We start from the raw sequence: 26,148 nt of genomic DNA on the forward strand, positions 1-26,148 counted from the left end.
CGTGCTTCAGACGGTCAGCGTGTTGCGGCCCGCGAGCTTCGCGCGATACAGCGCGACGTCCGCGCGTTGCAACGCGTCCTGATAGCTCGCATCTTGCGCGCCGATCTGCGATACGCCGATGCTCGTCGTCCATTCCGGCATGCCTTCGGTGTATTTGCGGCACGCCGCGTGGATCTGGTTCGCGCAGGCTTGCGCATCCGATGCACGCGAGGTCGGAAGAATCGCGATGAATTCGTCGCCGCCGAGCCGCCCGAATTCGCCGCCCAGCGATGCGACTTCCGCGCCCGCGAGCCGCGCGAGTTCGATCAGCACGTTGTCGCCCGCGAGATGGCCGTGCCGGTCGTTGATCTGCTTGAAATGGTCGAGATCGATGGCCAGCACGGCGGCGCCCGGCGCGGCGAGACGCTTCGCGTGGACGTCGAAGCCCGCGCGGTTCCAGACGCCCGTGAGCGGATCGCGCAGCGCGGCGTCGCGCAAACGCCGCTGCGCGCGTTCGGCGGGAATGGCCAGCAGGGCGAGGTTGAGCACGCCGAGCAGCAACTGGTCGGAAAGCATGGGGATCAGCGCGAGGTAATTGAAGCGCGGTGCCCACCACGCGTAGGCCACGAGCGTCACCGCATAGCCGGGCAGATAGGCCAGCATCGCGAGGCCCGCAATGCGCCGCGCGCGGCTTTGCTCGCGCCGCCCGCTCGACCAGAGCATCGCGCCGGTGATCGCGGCCGAAAGCGCGACGCTGATCGTGTCGCCCGCGTGCGTGAACATCGACGGAACCGGACGGTGACCGCCAATCCATCCCGGCAGGACATGCGCGCCGACGCAGATCAGAATCGGCGCGAGCATCCATGAACGGAATGGCGGCTTGCCGTCGAACGCGCGCAAGCCGGAGATGATCAGCATGTTGGTGGCCGCGAGCGCGCCGAGCAGCGAGCCGATCAGGAGCGGATGGCCGCGCGCGGGCTCGAAGCCGACGAGCACGGCCGCGTAGAGGAACGCGCTCGCCGACCAGTGCACGAACTCCGGCTCGATCCGCCGACCGAAGCGCACCAGCGCGAAGACGAGCCCGAACGCCGTGCTCGCGAGCACGCTGCACAGGCGTAAGGTTTCAGTGTCAGGTGTGTGGAACATGGAAAGCCCGCCACGCGCGCGATAGTCGGGACATCGGCCGTCATCGACGGCGAACCGCGCCTCGCGTTGAACGGCCGTATCATACCCGCCGCCTTCTATCGCTACGAAAGCGGCGCTCTCATATCATCGGCACGCACGCGGCGAAACTTTAGTCCGCTGGTCTGGCTCACCTTTTCGCGGCATGCGCCTTGCTCGCCGGATGGCTTCCCAGGCACAGCCTCTACGAAAGGAGACGCGCATCATGAAACTCTATTACTCCCCCGGCGCATGCAGTCTCGCCGATCACATTGCGATGCATGAAGCAGGCCTGGACTTCGACCGCGTGAAAGTCGATCTCAAGACGAAGCTCACGGAAAGCGGCACGCCATTCGGTGACATCAATCCAAAGGGTTATGTGCCCGTTGTCGAGTTCGACGACGGCAAGCGTCTCACCGAGAACATCGCGATTCTCTCGTGGGTCGCGCAGAAGAAGCCATCGCTTGCCCCTTCCGGCGAAGATGGCGGCTTGCGTCTGCTCGAAATGCTCGCGTTCATTTCGACCGAGATCCACAAGCAGTTCGGACGCGTGTTCCGCCCGACGTCCGATGCGGAAGCTTCGGCGGCGCGCGAAAAGATCGGCCAGCGTTTTGCGCTCATCGCCCGGACGATGCGCGGCGATTATCTGTTCGGCAACGAGGTGAGCGTCGCGGATGCCTATCTTTTCACGATGCTGACCTGGGCCAAGAAGATGAGCGTCGATATGCCCGCGGAACTTCAGGGTTTTTATAAGCGCATGCGCGAGCGGCCCGCCGTGAAGCTCGCGTTCGAGCACGAAGGGCTTGAATGACGCGTCGCATGGGACGCAACCGAGCGCGATCCATGGTCCGTCGAGCGCGTCAAGGCGTTTCCGGTGTGTCGAACCAGTCGTCGGCGGCGCGGATATCGAGCGAGCATTCGTTCGCGTTCGCCTGATCCGCGCGCGAGCGGTCGAACGCATCGCGTTCCTGCACGATGCGGCGCGGGGCCATGTCCATCGCGCCGTAGCGTTCGAACTGACGCGACGCGACCCGCAACGGGGCGCTGCAGCGCGCGTCGAGCGTCGTGTCGCGTCCCGTCTCCACGACCCACGATACGTTGATCACCACGTCGTCACCATCGTCCAGCACGCCCACGGCAGGCGTCTTCCGCGCTTCGAAGGCGCGCGACATGGCCAGTTGCAATTCCTCCACGCGCTGATCCTGATCGGTAATTTTCATCGCTCGTTTTCCCTGAATGGCTGCTCGATGATTCGCGCGGCAAGCCGCGAACCCGTCGACACCATGCGAATGGGTCCGACGCTTGCTTCGCCCGATACGAAGGCGCGCATCCGCGCGCCGCATCACGTTTTTGGAGGCCATCATGGCGCCAGATAAGCCCGTTCCGCACGCCACCGCCGACGACATGGACGAACCCGTGGGTCGCGACGATTCGGCGCCGGCATCGTCGCAAGACACGAAGCAACGTCAACTCGACGAGCGCGACAAGCGCACGCACGAGGCATCGGAAAACGAATTGCCGTCGAGCCAGGACAAGAACCCCGTTCCGCCCGATTCAAACAAGCCTTGATCGCACGGCAAGCGTTCATGCATCGCGCATGTCATTCAACGAGAGATCACATCATGTCTACCGAGACTTACGTTCGCAACGGGCATCACGTCGAGATCACGATCGATCACGATCCGACTGGTCAATGCACCTGGTCCTACACCGTCGATGCGGACGGTTACACCGAAATGCGCGATCGTCCTCTGGAAAGCCCGGAAGCGGCGATGCAGGCGGCCAAAACCCACGCGAATGCAAAGGCCGACATGCTGCCGGCCGGCGACGCGGCGCAGTGAATGCACGAGCTTGCGCCTAGCTAATGCGAAGACGAAGCCGCGCGGACATCCTCCGGCGGCCTTTGATTCGGTGGATCGCCATCGGGCGTCGGGGTGTGCATCCGCTCGTCGGCGTCGGTTGGGAAGCGCGATCGATCGTCAGGGAGATGCCCGCATTCGTCGTGCCGTAGTCAGAGCACGACCTGCACGCCGAGTTCGACCACATCTTCGCTTCGTAGTCCGTAGTATTCCGCCCTCGACGCCGAGTGAAACGACATCCCGCCGAAGAGACGCTCGCGCCAGCGCGCCATCTGTCCGTGCGAGCAGCCGGGCATCGCCTCGTCGCGCGGCAAAAAGAATGTCGTGTGCTTCGGATCGAAGCGCCATTGCCCGAGTTGTCCGTCGAGCGATGCAAGCAAGCGCGGCAGATTCGGCCGCTCGACGAAGCCATGACGCGATATCACTTCATAGCAGCCCGCGCCCAGATCGCGCACTTCGATGCGCGTATGTTCATCGACGCGCGGCGCGGATTCCGAGCGGTTCGCGAAGATCACCGTCGTCTCGTGCAGCACGCGGTTATGGCGCACGTTGCTCGCGAGCGCCGAAGGGGTCGCGCCCTGCGTGCTGCCCGGATAAACGGCCGTGCCGGGCACGCGCGCGGGCCGCTCGCCGCTCGTCAGCACATGGCGCAGAAACTCCGCGAGCGGCTGTGCACGCGACGAATGCATCTGCGCGAGTTCGAGCCCGCGATGCCATGTCGCCATCGACACGAACAACACGATGCCGATCGCGACCGGAAACCAGCCGCCCTGCGGAATCTTGTGCACGTTCGCCGCGACGAGCAGCCCATCGATCGCGATGAGCGGCACGCTGAGCGCCGCAACCGCGAGCCACGACCAGCGCCAGATGTTGCGCGTGACGCTGACCATCTGCACCGTGGTGATCAGCATCGTGAGGCCGACCGCGATGCCATACGCGGACGTCAGCCTGTCGGAGCTGCGAAACACGAGCACGAGAAACATCACGGCGGCGAACAGGGCCGCGTTCACGGCCGGCACATAAACCTGCCCACGTTGCGACGTCGACGTTTCGATCACACGCAGACGCGGCAGAAAGCCGAGTTCGATCGCCTGGCTCGTCATCGAGAAAGCCCCTGAAATCACGGCCTGCGATGCGATCACGGTGGCGAGCAGCGCGATCAGCACGGTCGGTATCAGCGCCCACGAAGGCGCGGCGAAAAAGAACGGCTGCTTCGCCGATCCAGGCTGATGCAGGATCGTCGCGGCCTGCCCGAAGTATCCAACGATGATCGCCGGAAACACGACGACGAGCCATGCAAGCCGGATCGCGCGCCGGCCGAAATGACCGATGTCGGCATAGAGCGCTTCGGCGCCCGTCAATGCGAGAATCACCGCGCCGAGAATAGTGAACGCGAGCCCGGCATGCGCGATCACGAGCGCCCACGCATAAGCGGGCGAAAGCGCGCGCAACACGTCCGGATGCTCGACGATCCGATAGACGCCCACCGCCGCGAGATACGCGAACCACAGCAACATGACCGGCCCGAACGCCTTGCCGACGACCGCCGTGCCGCGCGATTGAAAGAGGAATAGCGCGACGAGAATCGCCGCCGCGATCGGCACGATGAACGGCTCGAACTTCGCGCTCACCTGGCTCAGGCCTTCGACCGCGGACAGCACAGAGACAGCGGGCGTGATCATCGAATCGCCGTAGAACATCGCCGCGCCGAACAAACCCGCCATCAGCAGAAGATGCGGCACGCGCCGTCCTTGCTGCTCGTAGCCCGAGCGTGCGAGCGCCGTCAACGCGACGATGCCGCCCTCGCCTTCATTGTCCGCGCGCATCACGTAGCACACGTACTTGCCCATCACGACGATCACGACGGCCCACACGATCATCGAGAGAATGCCCATCACGATCGATGCATCGACGCTGCCCGCTTCGGTCACGCCTTGTCTGAGCGCGTAGATCGGGCTCGTGCCGATATCGCCGAACACGATGCCGAGCGCGCCCAGCATGAGACCCGTCAGCGCCTTCTTCGGCGCGGGCGCTGGCCGACGTTCGCGGGCTTGGTTCGCGCCATCGCGCGCGGGGCGCGGAGCATCGTTCGATGTGGTTGTCATTCGACGTGTGCATCTTCGTCATGCCGTGCGGAACGTCCAAGCAAAAGCTATTCCGCCCGTTCACACGAAGGTCTTGCGCCGGGTGCGCCAGAATGCTTACACCGTGAAAGAGAACGCACGACTCGCATGTTTTCGTTCAGTGCGTGAGGCGCTATTTGTGTTTAAGCGCATGCGCCACGTCGTTTCAATTCGCGTAATCAAGCGTAAGCGTTGCTTACACATCTTCACGCCATTTTCTTCGTTCATTGCGTACAGTCCGGGCATTGCAAAACATCAATTCGCCAACTTCCAGAGGAACGAAAAATGAAGAAAAGTCGAATCATCGCCGCACTGGTTTGCGCGAGCATCGGACTCACGACGGGCGCCGTCATGGCACAACCCGCCCCAGGCGGTCCTGATGGTTATCACGACACATATCGTGGCGGTCCGGGTGCTCAGGAGGGCGGTCCCGGCGCGCCCGGTCACGGTCCCGAGATGAACGGTCGCGACGCCCCGCGCCCGCCCGTTCATGCGAACGAGGAGCAGCGTCACGAAGACTGGCGCAAAGGCGAGCGTCTTTCGAACGACTACCGGAATCATCAATACGTCGTAGACGACTGGCACGGCCACAACCTGCGCCAGCCGCCGCGTGGCTATCAATGGGTCGGCGTCGGAGCGGACTATCTGCTGGTCGCGGTCGCGTCGGGCGTCATCGCGCAGGTCGTGATGTCGCATTGATGTGTGCGCTCGATTCCTCCTTCTGAACGCGCATAAAGAAAAGCCCGCCTGTGGAGGCGGGCAAGATGCGCTTTAACGAGAGGGGGTCGAAGCGCACATCCAACGCGGTAAGTTACAGCTTCATTCAGGCAATCAAGCTTTTCTGTGAATCATGTTAGGCGGATCGAGTTGTTGCGCCGCCTTTCCCGGCTGGTCCGGCACAGAAGCCGTCTGATCGAAAACGAAGCCCATAGCAATGTGCTCGGTGTTCGTGGAACCGCATGCGGGGCACGTATCGTCTTCGAGGGCGTCGTCTGAGTAAATGAGCTTGTTGCATGCCACACAACGTATGAGCATTTGTACTCCCGAAGTCCCTTGAAATCGTCTCTCTTTTATATGTCAAAACGGGCGCGCAGCCAATTGTTCTTTATGCGCCCCTTCCGAGCATTGCAAGCACTGCGTTCATAACCGCTTTCATAACATTCCGCGACTCTATCGGACGATGCTCCATTCGGATTCGCTCGCTCCAGCGTCCATTGCGCACTCGCTGAAGGGCGGCGTTTGCGGCGCATCGGGCGCGCCGTGCCAGCGCACTTCAAAGCGCTCTTCCATAAGATCCGATCCTTTCATCGAGCCCGCCACCGCGGTGAGCCGGCAACCCGTCGCCTGCATCGAAGCGGCCAGCACGTCTCTGGAAAACGCGCCCTTTTGATAAGTAATCCGGAGGTCCGCGTGATTCTCGCGCGGTATGCGTCTTTCGACTTCCTTCAAAAACCAGAGCACGACGATCCCGAGCGCGAGTCCCACCGCGCCTAGACCAAGCTGACCGCCGCCAAAGCATAAGCCGACGACCGTTACGAACCACAGCGTCGCCGCCGTCGTCACGCCCTTCACGAGCCCGTCCTTGCGAAGAATCGCGCCCGCGCCGATGAACCCCACGCCCGACAATATCCCGAGCGGCAGGCGCATCAGATCCAGCACCGCGAACGAACCGGGCATCTTGCCCGACTGAGCGAGTAACGCATTGGCTTGCAGCATCGCAAGACACGCGGCGAGGCACACGAGCAGCGTGGTTCTCAATCCGGCGACCTTGCCTGATTCGCCCCGATTCAATCCGACGAGAACACCGGCGAGCACCGCTAGCGATATTCGAATGCAGACATCCTGCCATTCGAGGGTGAGAGGCATGAGCGCCATTGTTTGAGTCCTGAGGCAATCGCCCGCAAGAGCGCATTAGCAATCGTCAAGCCCGCGCGCATTCATCCATCCCTTGCGAAAATTGAAAGACAGCGGCATGGGCATTGCGCACATGGCTTGCAGGCGAAGCCGCCATTACATGCCTTACGAGCGCGAGCGGCATTCTTTGCGATCCTGCTATCCGGAGACTTCAATCATGGCTATTACCGTCGGCGATTTCCTGATCGACCGCCTGCATGCCTGGGGCGTGCGCCGCATTTACGGCTATCCCGGCGACGGCATTAATGGCGTCTTCGGCGCGCTTAATCGCGCCAAAGGCAAGATCGAATTCATTCAGGCGCGCCATGAAGAGATGGCCGCGTTCATGGCCTCGGCGCATGCGAAGTTCACAGGCGAGCTGGGCGTGTGCATCGCGACATCGGGGCCGGGCGCGGCGCATCTCGTCACCGGTCTCTACGATGCGCGCCTCGATCACATGCCCGTCCTCGCGATCACGGGCCAGCAGGCGCGCGCGGCGCTGGGCGGACACTATCAGCAGGAAGTCGATCTGCCCGCGCTGTTCAAGGACGTCGCGGGCGCCTTCGTGCAGCAGGCGAGCGTGCCCTCGCAGATTCGCCATCTCGTCGACCGGGCGGTGCGCATCGCGCTATCGGAGCGCAAGGTGACGGCGCTCATACTGCCGAACGATCTGCAGGACCTCGAATATGAGCCGCCGGGCCGCAAGCACGGCACGCTGCATTCGGGCGTCGGTTATCGCGCGCCGAAGACCGTGCCGTATGACGACGATCTGCAACGCGCCGCCGACGTGCTCAACGCCGGCAAGAAGGTCGCGATGCTCGTCGGCGCGGGCGCGCTGCAAGCCACGGACGAAGTTATCGCCGTCGCGGAAAAACTCGGCGCGGGCGTCGCGAAGGCGCTGCTCGGCAAGGCCGCGCTACCCGACGATCTGCCCTTCGTCACCGGTTCGATCGGTCTGCTCGGCACCGAGCCGAGCTACAAGCTCATGAACGAATGCGACACGCTTTTCATGATCGGCTCGGGCTTCCCTTACTCCGAATTCCTGCCGAAGGAAGGTGCCGCGCGCGGCGTGCAGATCGACCTCAAGGCGGACATGCTTTCCATCCGCTATCCGATGGAAGTGAATCTCGTCGGCGATAGCGCGGAGACCTTGCGCGCGCTGCTGCCGCTGCTGCAACAGAAAACGAATCGTGCTTGGCGCAAGGACATCGAAGGCTGGATCGGCGACTGGTGGAAGACGCTGGAGAAGCGCGCGATTGAACCGGCGGCAGGCGGCGTGAATCCGCAGCGCACGATATGGGAGCTCTCGCCGCGCGTGCCGGCGAACGCGATCGTCACGAGCGATTCCGGTTCGGTCGCGAACTGGTACGCGCGCGACCTGAAGGTGAAGCGCGGCATGATGTGCTCGCTCTCGGGCGGCCTCGCGTCGATGGGCGCGGCCGTGCCCTACGCGATCGCGGCCAAGTTCGCACATCCGGAGCGCCCGGTGATCGCGCTCGTTGGCGATGGCGCCATGCAGATGAACAACATGGCCGAGCTCATCACGGTGTCGAAGTACTGGAAGCAATGGTCCGATCCGCGCTGGATCTGCATGGTGCTCAACAACGAAGACCTGAATCAGGTCACGTGGGAGCAGCGCGTGATGGAAGGCGATCCGAAGTTCGAGGCATCGCAGAACATTCCGTCGGTGCCTTATCACAAGTTCGCGGAAATGATCGGGCTGAAGGGCTTTTATGTCGACGACGCCGAGCGCATGGCCGCCGTGTGGGACGAAGCGCTGGCGGCGGATCGTCCTGTCGTGATCGAAGTGAAGGCCGATCCGAACGTGCCGCCGCTGCCGCCGCACATCACGCTTCAGCAGGCTAAGGCCTTCGCGACCACGCTCATGAAGGGCGATCCGAGCCAGAGCCATGTGATCGTCGATACGGCGAAGCAGGTGTTGAGCGCGGTGCTTCCGGGGCACAAGGACAAGTGACGCCTATCGAAACGATACAGCGTCGCGCTCGCGGATAGAGCAAAGGAGCGCGTCATGAACACGCTGCGCATCGACCAGTTGCATCCGACGCAGATGACGCACGGAGAACGCCAGATTCGCCGCAAGGTTGCGGAGTATCGCGCATTGAATACGCATGATCTTGAGATGTCGATCGCCGCGAAGCCGATCGCCGTCGTGCTCGGGCCGGGCGGCGAGCCGTATGTGATCGACCATCATCATGTCGCTTGCGCGCTGGCCCGCATCGATGTGCGGGAAGTGCCGTTCGTTTTGGTGAGGGACTTGTCTTCGTCGTCGCGCGCGGCGTTCTGGTTGACGATGGAGAACAACGCGTGGGTTTATCCCTACGACGCAAACGGTCGCCGCGTCGCGTTCAAGGATATGCCCGTGCATATGTGGGACGCCGTGGACGACGAATTTCGCAGCCTCGCGGCCTTCGCGCGCAGTGCGGGCGGCTATGAAAAAACCACTGTGCCGCTGGCCGATTTTCGCTGGGCGAACTTCTTTCGCGCGCACTTCCCGCGACCTTGCGACGACGCACAATTCGACGCGTTGCTCGAACGCGCCGTCGTTCTGGCCCGCAGCGATAGCGCCGCGGGCCTGCCGGGTTTCATCGGCTGATCGCTTTAACGCGGATTCGTCGCGATGAAGTTCTTGACCGCCGTATAGACCGGCTTCTTCGTCACGCCATCGTTGAGCATGATGCCGTAAGGCCCCTGTCCGGTCGGCGGATCGTCGTAGAGTTCATAGACCTGAAGCGACTGGATGTTGTACTGCGGCGCGATCGCGAGCAGCGCTCCCATCATATTGTTAGCCATGAACGTCGCCGCCTGATCGGCCGTGCCGGGGAAGCTCGGACGCATGCCCACTTCGTTGATCCAGATCGGTTTGCCGAACGCTTGCAGCGTACCGATCACGTCGTAGCACAGCGTGCCGCACGCGTGACGAATGTCGCCCTGCTCCGAGTACCAGTGCCACGCGGTGATGTCCCACGTGACAACCGGATGACCGCTCGTGCCGTCGGGCTGCGTGCCGTTGGCGAGCATCGTGTCGAAGCCGAGGTGCATCCACGTATTGCCGCCGATGATGATCTTGCCATCGGGATCGACCGACTTGATACCCGCGATCAACCCGCGAATGACACCGCGCGCGAGCTGGAAGCAATCGTTCTTGTAGTCGGTGGTGTTCACACCGTCGACATAACCGACGAGACATTGCGGCGCGAGTTCGTTGGTGACTTCGTAATACGCATAGCGCTGCACGTTGACGATCTGCTGAGCGAGCGCATAGCTCGCCTGATAAGCCGAATTCTCGTCGGGGAAATCGAGCTGCTGCAAGATCACCGGATAAACCGTCACGCCGGATTGCTCCATCGTCTGCGCGATGCCCGCGAGCTTTTGCGCCTGAGCCACGTTGGAAACATCGTTGCGATACAACGTAACGTTGAGGTCCTTTAGTTGCGCGAGTTGTTGCTCGGGTGTCGACGTCTGGTATGGACCGATCCAATTGTCATGACCGTTCATGCCATAAAACACGCTGCCCGCGGGCGCGATCACAGGCTTTGCGGTCGTGCTCGGGCCGCTCGCAGGCGTCGGGCTCGATGCCGCAATGGGACTCGATGCGCCCGCCGGACTCGATGCCGCCGCCGGACTCGATGCGCCCGAAGCACTCGTTTGCGAACCGCCAGTCGTGCTCGCGCCGTCGCTTCCGCCACTGCCGCCGCATGCGGTCAATGTGCATGCGATCGCGAAGCTCGATAACATCGAAAATCGCGCCGGCGAAGCAAGGCGAAGCGACTTGAAGATGCAGGCAATGGTTCGAATGAAAACGTTTTCTTTCATGGCCGATTCGGAGTTTTGGAGAGGATTATCGAGCGCCCGGTTCATTGCCGGAAACGAAACGCCCGCCTCGCGCGGGGACGTATGAGCGCGTACAGACGCGCGCGTTCGATAAATAACGAACGCAGCTTCGCTTCGATAGAAGAGATAGCGGAGCACCCCAATAGCCGATGCGCGGGAACGCGATGGCACGGGCGCGGCACTCACGGAGCCACAAAGAACCTTCGCGCTACGTTCGATCGGAGCACGCGAAGGAAGATCGGAAGTTATTGAAAAACACGAACATGCATCGAGCATGCATGTCACGAATACGTTAGCACATCATAGCGTCCGTGCCGGCATATTCAAGCATTGCGAATGTATAGAGAAGAATAGTTATCGATTCGATAACTTCTATTCTACTGATGAAACATCGCGTGAAAGCGAGCGCGATCCGTGCTTTATTCCGTAAGGTTATCGTTGGGACCGTGGATTGCTCCGAGTGAAATGCCCCGCGCGTATAACACGCGCCGGAACCGCTCGAATCGAGCCAATCACTTCACGGAGATGCATGCGGATGCTTGCTACGCACAAAGCGATCCATTGTGCCTGGCGAAGCACTCGCGCCGCCATCGCCGTTCTCGTTGCATTCGTGTGCCACGCGAATGCGCGCGCCGATGCGCCACTCAATTACTTTCTTCACGCCGACGGTCCAGCCGCCACGCCGACGATGCGTCTCGGCTGGGCGCTCGCCGCGTTGGCCGTGGTGGTTGCGCTGATCGTGAGCGTGTTGCTGATCGGCGCGATCGTGCGCAGGCGTCCGCCGCCCACGGAGCGCGATGCATCGCACGTCGAGGGCGAAGGCGGCGGCATGCATTGGGTGTGGATCGGCACGGGCGTATCGTCGGTGGCGCTCTTCGCCACGCTCGCGTATGTGCTCGTCACGCTGGAATCGGTCGCATCGCCGCGCAGGGAGCCTCGCGTGACCATCGCCGTCACTGCATACGACTGGTGGTGGAAGATCGACTATGCGGGCGTGACCACGGCGAACGAGATCCACATACCCGTGGGCGAGCCGGTGAAGATCGAACTGCGCAGCGCCGATGTCATTCATGCATTCTGGGTGCCGCGTCTCGCGGGCAAGACGCAGACGATACCCGGCGTCGTCAACGAGCAATGGATTCAAGCGGATCGCGCGGGCGTGTATCGCGGGCAGTGCTCGCAGTTTTGCGGTGCACAGCACGCGCACATGGCCTTCGAAGTGATCGCCGAACCCCGCGCGCAATTCGATGCGTGGTACGCGGCGCAAGCGCAGCCACATGCCGCGAACGCAACCGTGAACGCCGGACAGCAATTGTTTCTCGACCGCTGCGCAGGCTGTCACGCCGTGCGCGGCACCGATGCGAACGGCATGCAGGCGCCCGATCTCACGCATCTGAACTCGCGCAGACTCATCGCGGCGGGCGTGTTGCCGAACACCGCATCGAATCAGCTCGACTGGATACAACACGCGCAGCGCATCAAACCGGATGCATTGATGCCGTCGATCGCGCTCACGGCGGCGGAAGCGGCCGCGCTCTCCGCCTATCTTCGGACACTGCAATGACCGAACACGCCACGTCCCCGCCGCCGCTGCAACGCACGCTCACGATCGGCCGCATCGAACCCGGCAGCGTCGAGGAACGCAAGCTGCGCGAACTCTGGGAGGCGCCGCCGGGCTGGCGCGGCTGGCTCTCGACCGTCGATCATAAGAGCATCGGCTTGCGCTATCTCGTCACGGCGTTCGCGTTTCTGATCGCGGGCGGCGTCGAGGCGCTCATCATGCGCGTGCAGCTTGCGCGCCCCGACGCGACGCTGCTTACGCCCGAGCAATACAACCAGCTCTTCACGATGCACGGCGTGACGATGATCTTCCTCTACGCGTTGCCCGTGCTGTCCGGCTTCTCCAACTATCTGTGGCCGCTGATACTCGGCGCGCGCGACATGGCGTTTCCACGCCTGAATGCGCTGTCGTACTGGATCTTTCTCTTTGCGGGCCTCTTTCTCTACGCGAGCTTTCCTTTCGGCGAAGCGCCCAACGCGGGCTGGTTCAACTATGCGCCGCTCGCGGGACTCACCTATAACACCGGGCCGAACATCGATGTCTATGCGCTCGGCATGGTGCTGCTCGGCATCTCGACGACGGTCGGATCGATGAACTTCGTCGTCACGTTCTTGCGCATGCGCGCGCCGGGCATGTCGCTCGATCGCGTGCCGGTGCTCGTGTGGGGCACGCTCACCGCGTCGGGCGGCAACCTGCTCGCGGTGCCCTCGGTGAGTCTCGCGTTCTTTCTGTTGTGGCTCGACCGGCGCATCGGCACGCATTTCTTCGATGTCGTCAACGGCGGCCGCCCACTGCTCTGGCAGCATCTCTTCTGGATCTTCGCGCATCCGTGGGTGTACGCCGTCGTGCTGCCCGCGATGGGCATCGTCTCCGACGCGCTGCCGGTCTTCTGCCGCAGGCCGCTCGTCGGCTATCTGCCGGTCGCGCTGTCGACGGTGGCGACGATGGTCGTCGGCTTCGTCGTGTGGATCCATCACATGTTCGCGACCGGCATTCCCGCGCTCGCGCTCTCGTTTTTCGGCGCGGCGAGCATGGTGATCGCGATACCGAGCGCGGTCGCCACCTTCGCGTGGATCGCGACGATCTGGACCGGCAGGCCCGTGTTCCGCGTGCCTTTTCTGTACTTCGCGGGCTTCGTGTTCCTCTTCGTGATCGGCGGATTGTCGGGCGTGCTCACCGCCGCCGTGCCCTTCGACTGGCAACTTACGGATACCTATTTCGTGGTCGCGCATCTGCATTACGTGTTACTCGGCATCAACGTGTTTCCCGTTATCGGCGGCATCTACTTCTGGTTTCCGAAATTCACGGGACGCATGATGAGCGAGAAGATCGGGCGCATAGGCTTCTGGATTCTGTTCGCGGGCTTCAACATCGCGTTCTTTCCGATGCATATCGCGGGCTTGCTCGGCATGCCGCGACGCATCTATACCTATGCGCCCGACATGGGCTGGAACACGGTGAACATGATTACGTCGATCGGTGCGTTCCTGTTCGCGTTCGGCGTGCTCGTGTTCATGTGGGATGTCATGTACAGCCTGCGGCGCGGTCGCGTGGCGGGCGATAACCCCTGGGATGCGCCCACGCTCGAATGGGCGACCTCGTCGCCGCCGCCGCCGTATAACTTCGCGGTCGCGCCGCGCATCGCGAGTCGTCATCCGCTGTGGGAGGCGCGCATATCCGGCACGATGCGCTCGCGGCTCACCGAAGGCTACGTGCTCGACAAGGGACGCGAGGCGCTCGGCACGACAGCGCTCGACGGCGACCCCGATGTGATCCTCAAGATGCCGGAAGACTCGTATGCGCCGTTCTGGCTGAGCGTCGCGTTGCTGGTGTTTTTCGCGGGCCTCGCGTTGACCGCCTGGTGGCTCGCGGCGCTCGGTTTGATCGGATGCGGCGCGGCCATCGTCGTGTGGTTATGGCCGCGCCGCGAACTCGGCCAGCGCGACGACACGGCGCAGCCGCACGAATCGGGAGCGGCGTCATGAGCGATCTCGCGGAAACGCTGCCCGAACGCGCGCGCTTGCCCATCGGCAGTCCGGGCGAACGCTCGGGCGGCTGGTGGGGATGTCTCACGCTCGTCGCGACCGAAGCCGCGCTCTTCGGCTATCTGATCTTTTCGTACCTGTATCTCGCTTCGCAAACGACGCAACGCTGGCCGCCCGAAGGCATGCCGAAGCTCGGCCTCGGCATCGCGAACACCTGCATTCTGTTGTCGAGCAGCGTGTTCGTGTGGGCGAGCGAGCGTTTCGTGCGGCGCGGCAAGCGCGGCCTGGGCGTGTCGATGCTCGCGATCGCCATCGCGCTCGGCGTTATCTTCGTCGCCATACAACTCAAGGAATGGGCCAATCATCCCTACGGCCTGACGACGCATCTCTACGGCTCGCTCTACTTCACGATCACCGGCTTTCACATGATGCACGTGCTCGTCGGCCTCGTCGTGCTCGCGTTCCTGTTGCTATGGACCGCGCTCGGCTACTTCGACCGGGCGCGCTCGGCGGCGCTGACCATCGGCGGCCTGTACTGGCATTTCGTCGATGTCGTGTGGCTCTTCATCTTCGCGACGCTGTATCTGTCGCCTTACGTGCTGGCGAGATGAGATGAACGACGCATCGCCCATCGACGAGAAGCGGCATCCCACGCGGCCCGGCGCGATCGCGCTCGTGAGCGGCCTGCTGCTCGCGCCCGCCGCGTGGATGGCGCAGACCACGCTCGGGCAGACGCTCGCCGCGTGGGGCTGCTTCCCGCATGAGCGTCCTGTGAACGCGCCCGCGATGCCCTGGCTCGAACACGGCATCGCGTTGCTCGGGCTGGTCGCGTTGCTGCTTGGCTTCGCGGGCGGCGTCATCGCGTGGCGCAACTGGCGGCGAACGGGAGAGCTTGCGTCGATGCTGAAAGAACACGGATCGATCGACAGACACGCGGCCCGCGATGCCTTCATCGCGCGCGCGGGGGCGCTTGCGAGCACGCTCTTCGTGTTCGCGCTGGTTGCCACCGATATGGCGTGGCTGCTCGTGTCGCCATGCGGAGGACGGTGATCGTGACGACCATCCCGCGCCGCGCGCTCTTTTGCGCTTTCACACTGATCGCATCGATGCCGCTCGCTCACTCGCAGACGCCCGATCTCGTCACGCGCGGCGCGTATCTCGCGAAGGCCGCCGATTGCGCCGGCTGTCACACCGCCGCGCCCGTGCCCGGCAAGCCGCAGCCGCATCCGTTCGCGGGCGGCCTGCCGATGGGCTCGCCCTTCGGCACGATCTGGTCGAGCAACATCACGCCGGACGCGCAACACGGCATCGGGCGCTACAGCTATGAGGACTTCGCGCGCGCGTTGCGCGAAGGCGTTGCGCCGGGCGGCAAGCATCTTTATCCGGCGATGCCCTATCCATCGTTCTCGAAGATCGACGACGACGACATGCGCGCGCTCTACGCGTATTTCATGCACGGCGTGCAGCCCGTCGCGCAGGCCGCGCCCGAAACGCATCTGCCGTTTCCGTTCAGTCAGCGCTGGGCGCTCGTCTTCTGGAATCTCGCATTCGCACCGACACAACGCTTCACGCCCGATCCGAAACACGAAGCGCAATGGAACCGCGGCGCGTATCTCGTGCAATCGCTCGGGCATTGCGGCGCGTGCCATACCCCGCGCGGTCCTGCTTATAACGAACGCGGCTATACGCAATCGTCGCGCGCGTATCTCACGGGCGGCACCAACGATCACTGGTACGCGCCGGATCTGACCGGCTTGCCGGGCGCGGGACTGGGCCGCATTTCCGCCGACGATATCGCCGCGTTTCTCAAGACCGGACACGGCGCGGGCCTCGCCACGTTCGGCAGCATGGTGCAGGTCGTCGAAGACAGCACGCAATATCTCGCCGATCAGGACCTGCTCGCGATCGCGTCGTATCTGAAGAGCCTGCCCGCGAACGGAAGCGGCGGCAGCTACGATGCGCGCTCGCGCTCGGCGCAACAGAGCGTGGCCGCGTTGCGCACCGGCGACGTCGAACGCCCCGGCGCGGGCCTCTATCAAAGCACATGCGCGCGCTGCCACAAGAGCGATGGCGCGGGCGAAGCGTTCAAGTATCCGCGGCTCGCGGGCAATCCTGCGGTGCTGTCGGAGAAGCCCGATTCGCTGGTGCGGATGGTGCTGCAGGGCGGCCACGCGCCATCGACGGAGCACGGGCCCGAGCCGAAGAAAATGCCCGCATTCGCCGACAAACTCACCGATACGGAAATCGCGCGCGTGCTGACCTTCGTTCGCTCGGCATGGGGCAACGATGCATCGCCCGTCACGACGCGCGATGTGCGAAGCATGCGCGACGCGGTGTCGAAAAAACACGCGCAACCCTGAAACGGCCGCCGCATTTGCGATTCGCGGCGCGTTGTACCATGAATGACGGGATCGAAGCCCTTCAATCGATTGCGAGCGCCGTCATGCCCAACAGAAAAGCCTTAGAGGAACTAGAGAGGCTCGACCGGCATATCGCGATTTGCGGGCAGCGTATCGCCGAGCAAAGGCGACGCATCGCATCGATCAAAATGTGGGGATGGGACACCGAAGATTCGGAAAGCCTGTTGCGCAATCTCATCAATAGCCTGCGCGCACTCGATCAGCTTCGCGAGACGGTGAGAAAGGAAGTCGACGAACCGGAACGTTGATTCCTTCCTCACTTTCAATGCAGTACTGACGCTTTTTTCCCGATACGTCGGCCGGGCGCGGATTACGAACGCGCCATCTTCGCGTCCGGCGCATCGCCGCCTGGAACGCCCCATGCTGAATGGATCGCATGTCCGCGCATGCGGTCGTCATTTCAACCAGCATTGGAGCCGTGAATGAAAGCACTCGTCTATGAAGGACCGCGCAAAGTCGTCGTAAAGGACATGCCCGACGCGCGCATCGAGCAACCTACCGATGTCGTCGTCAAGATCACGACGACGAACATCTGCGGCTCCGATCTGCACATGCGCGAAGGCCGCACGGAAGGCTACAAGAACTTCGACGAGCGTGAGGAAGGCTCGACCAAGGTCGTTCTGAAAACCGCCGCGTAAGGAGCACGACATGAGCGATAACGCTGAAACTGGATACCCACGCCCGCCGCTGCCGTCACAGCAGCAAGACCGCCGCCCCGGACTCACCGGCCCGATGGACCCGCAACCCGATCACGGCGAATCGAGCTACAAGGGCAGCAACCGGCTCGCGAACAAGGTCGCGCTTATCACGGGCGCGGACAGCGGCATCGGCCGCGCGGTGGCGATTGCCTATGCGCGCGAAGGCGCGGACGTCGCCATCGCGTATCTCGACGAGCATGACGACGCCAAGGAAACCGCGCGCTGGGTCGAACAGGCGGGACGGCGCGCGCTGCTCTTGCCCGGCGACATCACCGATCGCGCGCATTGCAAGGAGATCGTCGCGAAGACCGCCGAGGCGTTCGGGCGCATCGACGTGCTGGTGAACAACGCGGCGTATCAGGCGACCTACGACAAGCTCGAAGACATAAGCGACGACGAATGGGACAAGACCTATTCGACGAATATCGGCGCGATGTTCCGCATCACTAAGGCGGCGCTCGCGCATATGAAGGCGGGCAGCGCGATTGTCAACACGACCTCGATCAACGCCGATGCGCCGAATCCGGGACTCATCGCCTATGCGAGCACGAAGGGCGCGATCCAGAACTTCACGGGCGGGCTCGCGCAACTGCTGGCCGAGCGCGGCATACGCGCGAACTGCGTGGCGCCGGGGCCGATCTGGACGCCGCTGATTCCATCGACCATGCCGCCTTCGAGTGTCGAGAACTTCGGCAATCAGGTGCCGATGAAGCGGCCGGGCCAGCCCGCCGAACTGGCGGCCGCCTACGTGATGCTGGCGTCGGACGAGGCGAGCTACATCTCGGGCGCGACCATCGCGGTGACGGGCGGCAAGCCTATCATCTAGCGCCGCGCGGCATGGCGAATGCTTTTATAGAGGCATGAGGGCTTCGCGCACGAACGCGCGAAGCCGGGCGAATAGAGCGGGCGATGCAAGCCCGAAAGATCATGCAATCCGACGTGTTGACGATGGCCCGAAAATCGGGGATGACCATTCTGCTCGACGGCAGGATCGGCCAGCAGGAGTACATGAGCGCGAGCGGATCGGCGGATGCGCTGCAGAAGTTCGCTCACGAAATACGCGCTTCGGTGTCGAAAGAGCCGCGTCGCAAGGTGCGCGCGGCGCGCTCGCCAAGCATGAACGCGCTCGTCGTGGCGCGCATGCGCGAGGGCATTGCCGCATGCGTGTATCGCGGCAGCGGCGCGCCGCGTCATCGCAGGCCTTCGCCGCGCGGGCCGCGTTTCATCCTCCGGCGCCGTTCTTCCGCTGGGCAATGCGCGCCATGATAAGCGTGCGATGCTCGATCATGGCGCCTAGCGTGTCTTCGAGTGTCATGAGCAGCCTGAGCGCTGCTTGCGTATCGTGGCCGTCGGAACTTAGTTCATAGATGATTTCCCGCTGACGCTGGATGCGCGCCTTGCCGTCGTTGATATCGCGATTGGCCTGGACAAGCGCCGCGCTCTCCACTTCGACATCCATTCGAACCTCCACGTGCGCTCATCCCACGGGCGAAGGCGCTGCCCGCATCGCGTCACGCAACAGCTCGACGACACGTTCCGCTTCGTCGATGCGCGCCTGCTCGACCTCGATCTGATCTTCATTGCCCGCCCGCTCGGCCCAGCGCTGACGCTCTTTCGCGTAGATGACGCGCTCATGCACCGCGCGCATCGCCGACCAGACCGCCGCCTCCGAACGCGACGCGATGCCCTCTTCGAGCGACAACCCCGTGTATGCATGACCGGTGTGACAACGGTAACGCAGCGGATGATCGTCCTTGATGCGCCAAAGCGCGCCGCCGCAATCCGGACAGGTCAGCGCCGAACGATCGCCCACTTCATCGAGCGTCTCGATATCGGACAGGCCGCTGGCGGCGAGACGGGCCTCTTTTTCGAACACTTGCTTGTTCATCCGCGCGCCCTCGGCGGCTTCGTCAGACGACATCCCGTGTACGGCGGCCTGAATGCAGCGCGAGAGTTCGCCTTCCACACAAAGCAGATCCGCGCCGCACGAACCGAGCGCGGCGCGGGGCATGCTCGGCGCTTCGCAATCGTCCGGATGCTGCACGATGGCGAAACCATGTTGCGCGCGGATATTCGCGAGGCCTGCCGCGCCGTCGTCGAGATCGCCGCTCATCACGACGCCGACCACGCGCGCGCCATATTCCAAAGCCGCACTGCGAAACAGCGGATCGGCGGCGGGCCGCGCGAAGTTTTCCCTCGCGCCCTCGCTGAGCCACACGCGCCCTTGCGACAAGACCAGATGCCGGTCCGGCGGCGCGACGAAGATGGTGCCGCGCTCGACCTTTTCGCCGTGCGTCGGATAACGCGCGACCAGCGGCCCCCAACTCGTGAGCAGATCGGGAAGCATGCTGGCGTGACGGCCGATATGAAGCACGACGAACACGGCTGCCGGGAGATCGGCGGGAAGCTCGCTCACGAGCACCTTCAGTCCCTGAAAACCGCCTCTCGACGCTCCAATCACCACAATGTCCCGTTCGCGCATACTGCCTCCTGTCTTTTCAAGGAAGCAATCGGTGGACCGGCGCCGCGCCTACGCGTCGCCCCGCTCCTCGCGGCCCGGTTCGAGCAGCACGTCGAGTGTATGAAGCAACTCCGGAAAATCGACCGGCTTGGTCAGATGCGCGTCGAAGCCCGCCTGATGCGCCGCGCGCTTGTCCTCGTCGCGGCCGAACGCCGTCAACGCGAGTGCCTTGATGCCCGCGAGCGAGGCATCGGCGCGCACTCGCCTGATGAATTCGTAGCCGTCGATGCCGGGCAACTGGATATCCGATAGCAACGCATCCACCGCGCCCTTCGCGAGCAGTTCGAGTCCCTGCTCCGCGCTCGATGCCACCTGCACCGAAGCCTGCTCCAGTTCGAGCAGCGCGGCGAACGAAGCGGTCGCCTCGACGTCGTTGTCGACGAGCAGCAGGCGCGCACCGCTGACAGGCCGCGCGCGGCCCTCGCTTCTCGGCGCCACGGCCTCTTGCGTGGCCGCTGCGGGCAGCCAGACCGACAGCGTCGTGCCCCGGCCGAGGCCATCGGAACGCGCCTCGATGCGCCCGCCATGCATCTCGACGAGCTGCTTCGCGAGCGCGAGGCCGATGCCGAGTCCGGCCGACGTGGGATTGCGCCCGCCTTGCCGGTACATGTCGAAGATATGCGGCAGCGCCGACGCCTCGATGCCTTGTCCCGTATCGACGACATCGATGCGCACCATGCCGCCGTCGCGCACGATCCGCAGATCGACCGAGCCGCCGCGATCGGTGAACTTGAGCGCGTTGGAGACGACATTCCAGAGAATCTGCTCGCAGCGCACGGCATCGGCGAATGCGTAGATCGGCTCCGAGCGAGCGCGTGTGCGCAGCGCGATATCGCGTTGCGCGGCTTCGCTCTCGCTGACATCCGCGATACGCACGAGCATGGCCGCGACGTCCACCGGCGCGATGCTCAACGCGAGCTTGCCCGTGCGCACGCGCGAGAGATCCAGCAGATCGTCGATGATCTGCGCCTGGCTGCGCACCGCGCGGCGGATCGAATCGGCGGTTTCCTGCACCACTTCGATGCCGCGCGTTTCCGGCAGGCGCGGCAGCATCTCCGCCTTCATGCCGATGAGATTCAGCGGATGCTTGAGTTCGTGCGACAGCATCGCGATGAAGTCGTCCTTGAGCTGATTCGACAGCGACGCCTTCTCGCGCTCGGCGTGCTCGTGCGCGAGCGCGTCGCGGTTCGCGTCCTCGCGCAGCTTGCGCTCGGTCAGATCGCGCGCGATTTTCGCGAAGCCCGTAAACGACGGGTCCGAGATCGGCGTCACCACGCCGCTGCAATACACGCGGCGTTCGTCGCGCGTGACGTACCAGCGTTCGTCGTCGGCGCGTCCCTCGCGCGTGGCGATTTCGCGCTCGTTCGCCGGCACTTGCGCCTTACGGTCTTCCGGCGAGTAAATGAACGCGATATTCCTGCCGACGACTTCTTTCTCCGAGAAGCCGAAAATGCGCTCCGCGCCCGCGTTCCATGTGACGATCGTGCCTTTCGGGTCCTGCACGACGATCGCGTAATCGTTGGTCGACTGCGCGACGAGCCGCAGACGCTCTTCGCCGATGCGCGCCGACTCCTCGGCCTCGTGCCGCGCGGTGACGTCGATGAGCGTGAGCACCGCGCCGTCGATGCGGTCATCGGCCGTGCGGTACGGCAGAAGGCGCATCAGGTACCACTTGCCGTCCAGACTCTCGACTTCGCGCTCGATCAGCTTGAGCGTTTCGAACGCCTGCTTCACGTCGTCCGCGAGCGAGGAATAGCGCAGCGAATGCGTGATGTCGAAGAGCGAGCGGCCGATATCGACGTCGATCAGCTTGAACACGCGCGCCGCGCTCGACGTGAAGCGCTTGACGCGAATCTGCTTGTCGACGAACACGGTGGCGATTTCCGTCGCCGCGATGATGTTCTGCAGGTCGTCGTTCGCTTTCGCCGTGTCTTCCACGCGCGCCTGCAACTCGGTGTTGACCGTGGTCAGTTCCTCGTTCACCGATTGCAGTTCTTCCTTGCTGCTTTCCAGCTCTTCGGTCGCGGAACGCAGCTCTTCGTTGATCGCCTGCAATTCCTCGTTCGACGCTTTCAGTTCCTCGACGGTCGTCTCGTGCTGTTCGATGGTCGTCGCGAGTTGTTCGCGCGTGTGCTGCAGCTCGCGTTCGAGTTGCAGCAGCAGCGGGTCCTGGCCGCGTTGCTCGGGCAGACCTTCGTCGGCCATGTGCTCCTGAACCTCGTCGAACAGCACGAGGAAAAAGTCGGCGTTGACGCCCGTGTCATGGAACGGACGCACCGTCATGTTGACCCACATGGGGCGGCCGTCGTGAGTCAGCTTGACGCGCCGCGCCTCGACGCTGCCACCCGTCTGATGCGCGCGAAAGAGCGTCGTGCGCAGATCGAGCCGCAACTCGGGCAACACGAGCGCCATGATGTTCGAGGACAGCTCGCCGCCGCCGTGGCGCAGGAAACGCCCGGCCGTCGTCGAGAGATGCACGATGTTCGAATCGCGATCGACCACGACGCTCGGCGGCGCATATTCCTCCAGCACGCGCTGATGCAGCGCCGCGAAGGAAAAGCTGCGGCGCTCCGGCGCTTCCGGCCCCGCAGTCATGCTGACCGGCGCGGTGGTCGCCAGGAACTCTTCGCGCGGCCCGATGTTCGTGGGGCCGAGCGAAGGAAACGAGACCGGCGGTTTCACGCGGTTCAACACCGTGCGCGCGCGATAGATGCGGCTCTTCTTGTCGACGATGGTGAAGAGATCGTCCGCGGTATCGGCGGATTCGGCCGTGCCGAGAAAGAGATAACCGCCCGCCCGCAACGCGAAGTGAAAGAGTTCGAGCACCTGACGTTGCACCGCGCGATCGAGATAGATGAGCACGTTGCGGCACGAGATCAGATCGAGATGCGAAAACGGCGGATCGCGCAGCAGGCTGTGCGCGGCGAACAGAATGCGCTCTCGCACCGATTTCACGATCTGATAGCGCCCGACATCCTGCTTGAAATAGCGGCGCAGGAGGTCCACCGGCACATCGGCCGAGATCGAGCGGAGATAGGAACCGCTGCGCGCCTGCGAGATGGCGGGCTCGTCGATATCGGTGGCGAAAATCTGGTAGGTCGTCTCGAAAGCGGCGGTCTCGCGCGCCTGCGCGAGCATGATGGCGAGCGAATACGCCTCCTCGCCGGTCGAGCAGCCGGGCACCCATACGCGTATCTGCGCTTCGCCCTTGTTCGCGTCGAGCAACTGAGGCACGACATCGCGCCGCAGCGCTTCGAACGCGTCGCGGTCGCGAAAGAACTGCGTCACGCCGATCAACATGTCGGCGAGCAATGCCGTGGTTTCGTCCGGATTCGAACGCAGAAAGTCGCGATACGCGCCGATTTCGCGCAGCCCGTTCACCTGCATGCGCCGCTCGATGCGCCGCAGAATGGTCGCGCGCTTGTAGTGACGGAAATCGTGTCCGGTGCGCACGCGCAACTGCATGAGGATGTCGCCCAGCGCGCGCTCGGCGGCGCCCGCCGTGGGCGGGGCTTCCTTCTCCGCCGACTCGCCGCCCTCGGCGATCGGAAGTTGGATTTTCTTCGCGTTGTTCCAGAGGTCGAGCAGCTTCTCGGGCATCTCCGCCGCGGGCAGGATGAAATCGACCTGGCGCGTGGTGATGGCGTGCTGCGGCATTTCGGCGAAGTGCGCGTCTTCCGGTTTCTGCGCGACAGTGATGCCGCCCATCTCCTTGATGCGCGAGAGGCCCGCCGCACCGTCGGAGCCGGAGCCCGACATCACGATGCCGATCGAGCGCGTGCCATGCACCGTCGCCAGCGTGGCGAAGAAGTGGTCGATGGTGGTCGCCGACCCGCCACCCGCGCGATCCACCGCCTGGAGATAGCCCTCGGACATCTCCAGATGCTTGTCCGGCGCGTTGATATAGATGTGGTTCTTCTCGATGGCCGTCGTCGCGGAGACCTGCATGACGGGCATGTCCGTCACGCGTTGCAGAACTTCATCGGCGCGGCTCAGATGATCCGCCGGCAAATGCACGATCACCACGAACGCCATGTCCATTTCGGCCGGCGCGTTATCGAAAAAATTGAGCAACGCTTCGATGCCGCCCGCGGACGCGCCCATCCCCACCACGGCGAAAGGCAAGGGTTCGAAATGCTCGGAAGCCGCCGCCTTCGATCGACTGGTGGTCACGTCTCCGAATCCTCCGGGTTCATTCTTTCCTGCCGATAACCGCCCATCTTGTTCGAGTTCATTCGTGAGCCCTCACGCCAGCCGTTCTGTCGTGTCGTTTGTATTGGGAACGCCGCGCCAGAAAGCACGCCGCGCTTCTGGCGGCATCGATTGTAGTGTACGCAACGCAACGGTTCGGGGAGCGGATATCGGTTCGACGCATTTCGTACGCGCCGTCTGACCATGAAAGCACGAAACAGGCCGCTGCGTTAAGGACGCAGGGAAAGTAATGCCGGGCGCGGGGCGACCGACGATGAAGGGCGCGACGCCGTTAGTTCGAGTCGTTGGCGGCGCGCGGCTCGGGTCCATCCGGAGCCTGCATGACCGCGTGCACCGCGCTTTCTTGTTGTGGATGCCCGTGGGCGTTGCGCAGGCGCATGATGGTCTGCCGCGACGTGTTGAGCGAGCGCGCGATCTCGGTCACGGTGAGGCCGGAGTCGAGTCCGATCATCGCCTGGCGCTGCTGCGCTTCGGTAAGTGAACTGGGGCGGCCCTGCGCGACGCCGCGCTCCTTCGCGGCAGTGGCCGCCTCGCGGGCGCGGCTGCGGCGCGTGACGCGTTCGAGTTCTTCCGCGAGCCGAAGCGCCTCGACGAACGGAGCGCCTTCCTCCGAACAGAGATCGCTCTTGCCGTAGGCGAGACAAACCGTGGCGATGCCTCGCCGCTCAAGCAGGCCGATCGTCGCGACGACGTCCTGCATGCTGCTGCCGAGGCACCAGAGCTTCGTCGTGATCAGGGTGTCGCCCGTCTGCAGCCGACGCAGCGCGCGCTGAAACGCGGGCCGCGAAGCCGCGGCGATCGTGCAACTGCAGCGCTCGACGAATACCGCGCTCATATCAACGAAATAACCTGCCGAATCTATCTCCAGCAAATCGCGCTCGTGCGTCGGAACACCTCTGCTTTCCTCGAAGACGTATACGACGGTTGCCATCGGCTGCCCTTTTCAGTGCAAAGATCGTGCGCGTGTCCCGGCGGACAAGACGCACGGATGCATGCAGTATGACAGCAAGGGTGGCTCATACAATGTACGAAACCCGTGCGTATCACACATGGGCAGATACGTACACGAGTCGTACACGAGTGTTGATGCGGGGATTTTTTCGAAACGATACGAAGGTGCGTTTCAAGCCGCGGCCGGCGCGCGCCACATGCGGCCGTCGACTTCGTCCTTGCCCGCCAACAGGGCGAAGGTGCGAGCTTCCTCGGCGGAAGCGAAATGGCCAAGCACGCCGGTCGCGCGCTGGAGGCCGTCGACGTCGCAAATGATCGTCATCGCCGCGTAGAGACCGCCGTCGAACGCGGCCATCGGCATGATGACGAAGCCGCGATAAGTAACCCGAGGCTGATTCATGGCGCCACTCTCTCTATCTAATAACTGTCCTTGTTCCTTCCGGCAGTGCGGACCGCCCGGAGGCAGTGCGCAAACTGTCCTTCAAAAGAATAAATGGGCGGCACGACCGTGCGTTCACAACTCCGGCCGCGCCAGATCCGCTTTCACCAATTCGTCGCCCCGGTCGAGCGCGGCGGCGACCGCGGCCGCCTTTGTCGGAAAGGGACCGATGCTATCCGCGCCGTCGAACGGAAACAGCAGCTTTCCATCGGTTTTGCGCACGACTTTCAGCGTGCCGAAAAACCCGCTCGCGCTGCTGCCCCTGTACGAAGCGTAGATCTGGAAGTCGTCCGCGCTGGCTCCCGGCGTAGGCGCCATGGTGCGCGTCGGAAATAGAACCAGCTTGGGGCGTCTGCCGCTCGATTGGTTCACAGAAATCACCGCTGTTCGTCTCGATGATTCATTGTCTGTCACCGCACATGCATCGATGTCGTACGTAAGGCGCGGCTTTTGCAGTACGCCCGAAACGGCTCGCCGGCACGGTCATTGCGCAA

At 63.5% G+C, this 26,148-nt stretch carries 25 protein-coding genes and 1 pseudogene; 15 read left to right on the top strand and 11 right to left on the bottom strand.

What is annotated here, in order from left to right; translation table 11 throughout:
- Positions 1–6: 6 nt before the first annotated feature.
- The gene (locus tag AWB82_RS15645; protein WP_086968668.1) at positions 7–1,125 is read right to left on the bottom strand and encodes a GGDEF domain-containing protein; all 1,119 of its coding nucleotides are present in this window, start codon (positions 1,123–1,125) and stop codon (positions 7–9) included.
- 241 nt (positions 1,126–1,366) lie between these two features.
- Here AWB82_RS15645 and AWB82_RS15650 point away from each other — a divergent pair, with 241 nt between their 5' ends.
- Positions 1,367–1,951, top strand: a complete 585-nt coding sequence (locus tag AWB82_RS15650; RefSeq protein ID WP_086968670.1) for a glutathione binding-like protein — start codon at positions 1,367–1,369, stop codon at positions 1,949–1,951.
- 49 nt (positions 1,952–2,000) lie between these two features.
- On the opposite strand, the gene AWB82_RS15655 is transcribed toward AWB82_RS15650, so the two are convergent.
- Positions 2,001–2,360 carry a hypothetical protein gene (locus AWB82_RS15655; RefSeq protein ID WP_086968672.1) on the bottom strand — a complete coding sequence of 120 codons (360 nt, stop codon included), beginning with the start codon at positions 2,358–2,360 and terminating at the stop codon, positions 2,001–2,003.
- 142 nt (positions 2,361–2,502) lie between these two features.
- Between AWB82_RS15655 and AWB82_RS15660 the strand changes: the two genes are divergently transcribed.
- Together AWB82_RS15660 and AWB82_RS15665 are read left to right on the top strand one after the other, a co-directional pair.
- Complete coding sequence (locus AWB82_RS15660; protein WP_086968674.1) at positions 2,503–2,709, top strand: hypothetical protein; 207 nt, start codon at positions 2,503–2,505, stop codon at positions 2,707–2,709.
- A gap of 53 nt (positions 2,710–2,762) precedes the next feature.
- On the top strand, positions 2,763–2,981 hold the full coding sequence (locus AWB82_RS15665) for a hypothetical protein (RefSeq protein WP_086968675.1): 219 nt from the start codon (positions 2,763–2,765) through the stop codon (positions 2,979–2,981).
- Between the two features lie 170 nt (positions 2,982–3,151).
- Here the strand turns inward: AWB82_RS15665 and AWB82_RS15670 are convergent, their stop codons facing one another.
- Positions 3,152–5,104, bottom strand: coding sequence for a potassium transporter Kup (locus AWB82_RS15670; protein ID WP_235023314.1), 1,953 nt, complete (start codon positions 5,102–5,104; stop codon positions 3,152–3,154).
- Between the two features lie 303 nt (positions 5,105–5,407).
- On the opposite strand from AWB82_RS15670, the gene AWB82_RS15675 reads away from it, so the two are divergent.
- Complete coding sequence (locus tag AWB82_RS15675; RefSeq protein ID WP_086968677.1) at positions 5,408–5,821, top strand: RcnB family protein; 414 nt, start codon at positions 5,408–5,410, stop codon at positions 5,819–5,821.
- A gap of 471 nt (positions 5,822–6,292) precedes the next feature.
- On the opposite strand, the gene AWB82_RS15685 is transcribed toward AWB82_RS15675, so the two are convergent.
- The gene (locus AWB82_RS15685) at positions 6,293–6,997 is read right to left on the bottom strand and encodes an MgtC/SapB family protein (protein WP_086968681.1); all 705 of its coding nucleotides are present in this window, start codon (positions 6,995–6,997) and stop codon (positions 6,293–6,295) included.
- Between the two features lie 196 nt (positions 6,998–7,193).
- On the opposite strand from AWB82_RS15685, the gene AWB82_RS15690 reads away from it, so the two are divergent.
- Positions 7,194–8,990, top strand: coding sequence for a thiamine pyrophosphate-requiring protein (locus AWB82_RS15690; RefSeq protein WP_086968683.1), 1,797 nt, complete (start codon positions 7,194–7,196; stop codon positions 8,988–8,990).
- Positions 8,991–9,044: 54 nt separating this feature from the next.
- Positions 9,045–9,629, top strand: a complete 585-nt coding sequence (locus AWB82_RS15695) for a ParB-like protein (protein ID WP_086968685.1) — start codon at positions 9,045–9,047, stop codon at positions 9,627–9,629.
- Between the two features lie 5 nt (positions 9,630–9,634).
- Here the strand turns inward: AWB82_RS15695 and AWB82_RS15700 are convergent, their stop codons facing one another.
- A complete protein-coding gene (locus AWB82_RS15700; protein WP_235023315.1) occupies positions 9,635–10,849 on the bottom strand; it encodes a glycoside hydrolase family protein in 1,215 nt (404 codons plus the stop codon).
- A gap of 553 nt (positions 10,850–11,402) precedes the next feature.
- On the opposite strand from AWB82_RS15700, the gene coxB reads away from it, so the two are divergent.
- The 9 genes and pseudogenes from coxB (at position 11,403) to AWB82_RS15745 (ending at position 18,797) form a co-directional block, all read left to right on the top strand.
- The gene (coxB, locus tag AWB82_RS15705; protein WP_235023316.1) at positions 11,403–12,431 is read left to right on the top strand and encodes a cytochrome c oxidase subunit II; all 1,029 of its coding nucleotides are present in this window, start codon (positions 11,403–11,405) and stop codon (positions 12,429–12,431) included.
- Entirely contained in the window at positions 12,428–14,413 is a 1,986-nt protein-coding gene (gene ctaD, locus AWB82_RS15710; RefSeq protein WP_086968687.1) for a cytochrome c oxidase subunit I, read from the top strand. Before coxB ends, ctaD begins: the two co-directional genes overlap by 4 nt.
- Positions 14,410–15,024 carry a cytochrome c oxidase subunit 3 gene (locus tag AWB82_RS15715; RefSeq protein WP_086968689.1) on the top strand — a complete coding sequence of 205 codons (615 nt, stop codon included), beginning with the start codon at positions 14,410–14,412 and terminating at the stop codon, positions 15,022–15,024. The genes ctaD and AWB82_RS15715 overlap by 4 nt, the downstream gene beginning before the upstream one ends.
- Position 15,025: 1 nt before the next feature.
- Complete coding sequence (locus AWB82_RS15720) at positions 15,026–15,463, top strand: hypothetical protein (protein WP_086968691.1); 438 nt, start codon at positions 15,026–15,028, stop codon at positions 15,461–15,463.
- Positions 15,448–16,773, top strand: a complete 1,326-nt coding sequence (locus tag AWB82_RS15725) for a c-type cytochrome (protein WP_086968693.1) — start codon at positions 15,448–15,450, stop codon at positions 16,771–16,773. The genes AWB82_RS15720 and AWB82_RS15725 overlap by 16 nt, the downstream gene beginning before the upstream one ends.
- Before the next feature lie 83 nt (positions 16,774–16,856).
- A complete protein-coding gene (locus tag AWB82_RS15730; protein WP_143756737.1) occupies positions 16,857–17,081 on the top strand; it encodes a hypothetical protein in 225 nt (74 codons plus the stop codon).
- Positions 17,082–17,255: 174 nt separating this feature from the next.
- Positions 17,256–17,402: pseudogene (locus tag AWB82_RS15735) on the top strand (aldehyde dehydrogenase); the annotation flags it as partial.
- A 79-nt stretch (positions 17,403–17,481) separates the two neighbouring features.
- Entirely contained in the window at positions 17,482–18,357 is an 876-nt protein-coding gene (locus AWB82_RS15740; RefSeq protein ID WP_086968697.1) for a glucose 1-dehydrogenase, read from the top strand.
- Between the two features lie 83 nt (positions 18,358–18,440).
- Positions 18,441–18,797 carry a hypothetical protein gene (locus AWB82_RS15745; RefSeq protein ID WP_159462590.1) on the top strand — a complete coding sequence of 119 codons (357 nt, stop codon included), beginning with the start codon at positions 18,441–18,443 and terminating at the stop codon, positions 18,795–18,797.
- Here AWB82_RS15745 and AWB82_RS15750 read toward each other — a convergent pair.
- From AWB82_RS15750 to AWB82_RS15775, 6 genes are all read right to left on the bottom strand, one after another.
- Positions 18,754–18,990, bottom strand: a complete 237-nt coding sequence (locus AWB82_RS15750) for a hypothetical protein (RefSeq protein ID WP_086968701.1) — start codon at positions 18,988–18,990, stop codon at positions 18,754–18,756. The two genes, AWB82_RS15745 and AWB82_RS15750, sit on opposite strands and share 44 nt — an antisense overlap.
- An 18-nt stretch (positions 18,991–19,008) precedes the next feature.
- Positions 19,009–20,013, bottom strand: a complete 1,005-nt coding sequence (locus tag AWB82_RS15755) for a chemotaxis protein CheB (RefSeq protein ID WP_086968703.1) — start codon at positions 20,011–20,013, stop codon at positions 19,009–19,011.
- Between the two features lie 48 nt (positions 20,014–20,061).
- Positions 20,062–24,225, bottom strand: a complete 4,164-nt coding sequence (locus AWB82_RS15760; RefSeq protein ID WP_086968705.1) for a CheR family methyltransferase — start codon at positions 24,223–24,225, stop codon at positions 20,062–20,064.
- Positions 24,226–24,535: 310 nt separating this feature from the next.
- Positions 24,536–25,195, bottom strand: a complete 660-nt coding sequence (locus tag AWB82_RS15765) for a recombinase family protein (protein ID WP_086968706.1) — start codon at positions 25,193–25,195, stop codon at positions 24,536–24,538.
- Positions 25,196–25,387: 192 nt separating this feature from the next.
- Entirely contained in the window at positions 25,388–25,615 is a 228-nt protein-coding gene (locus AWB82_RS15770; RefSeq protein ID WP_086968708.1) for a hypothetical protein, read from the bottom strand.
- A gap of 114 nt (positions 25,616–25,729) precedes the next feature.
- Positions 25,730–25,972 (bottom strand): DUF6723 family protein, encoded by a 243-nt coding sequence (locus AWB82_RS15775; RefSeq protein WP_086968710.1) that lies wholly within the window; start codon positions 25,970–25,972, stop codon positions 25,730–25,732.
- Between the last annotated feature and the right edge of the window lie 176 nt (positions 25,973–26,148).

Source organism: Caballeronia glebae (genome assembly GCF_001545035.1).
GTDB lineage: Bacteria > Pseudomonadota > Gammaproteobacteria > Burkholderiales > Burkholderiaceae > Caballeronia > Caballeronia glebae.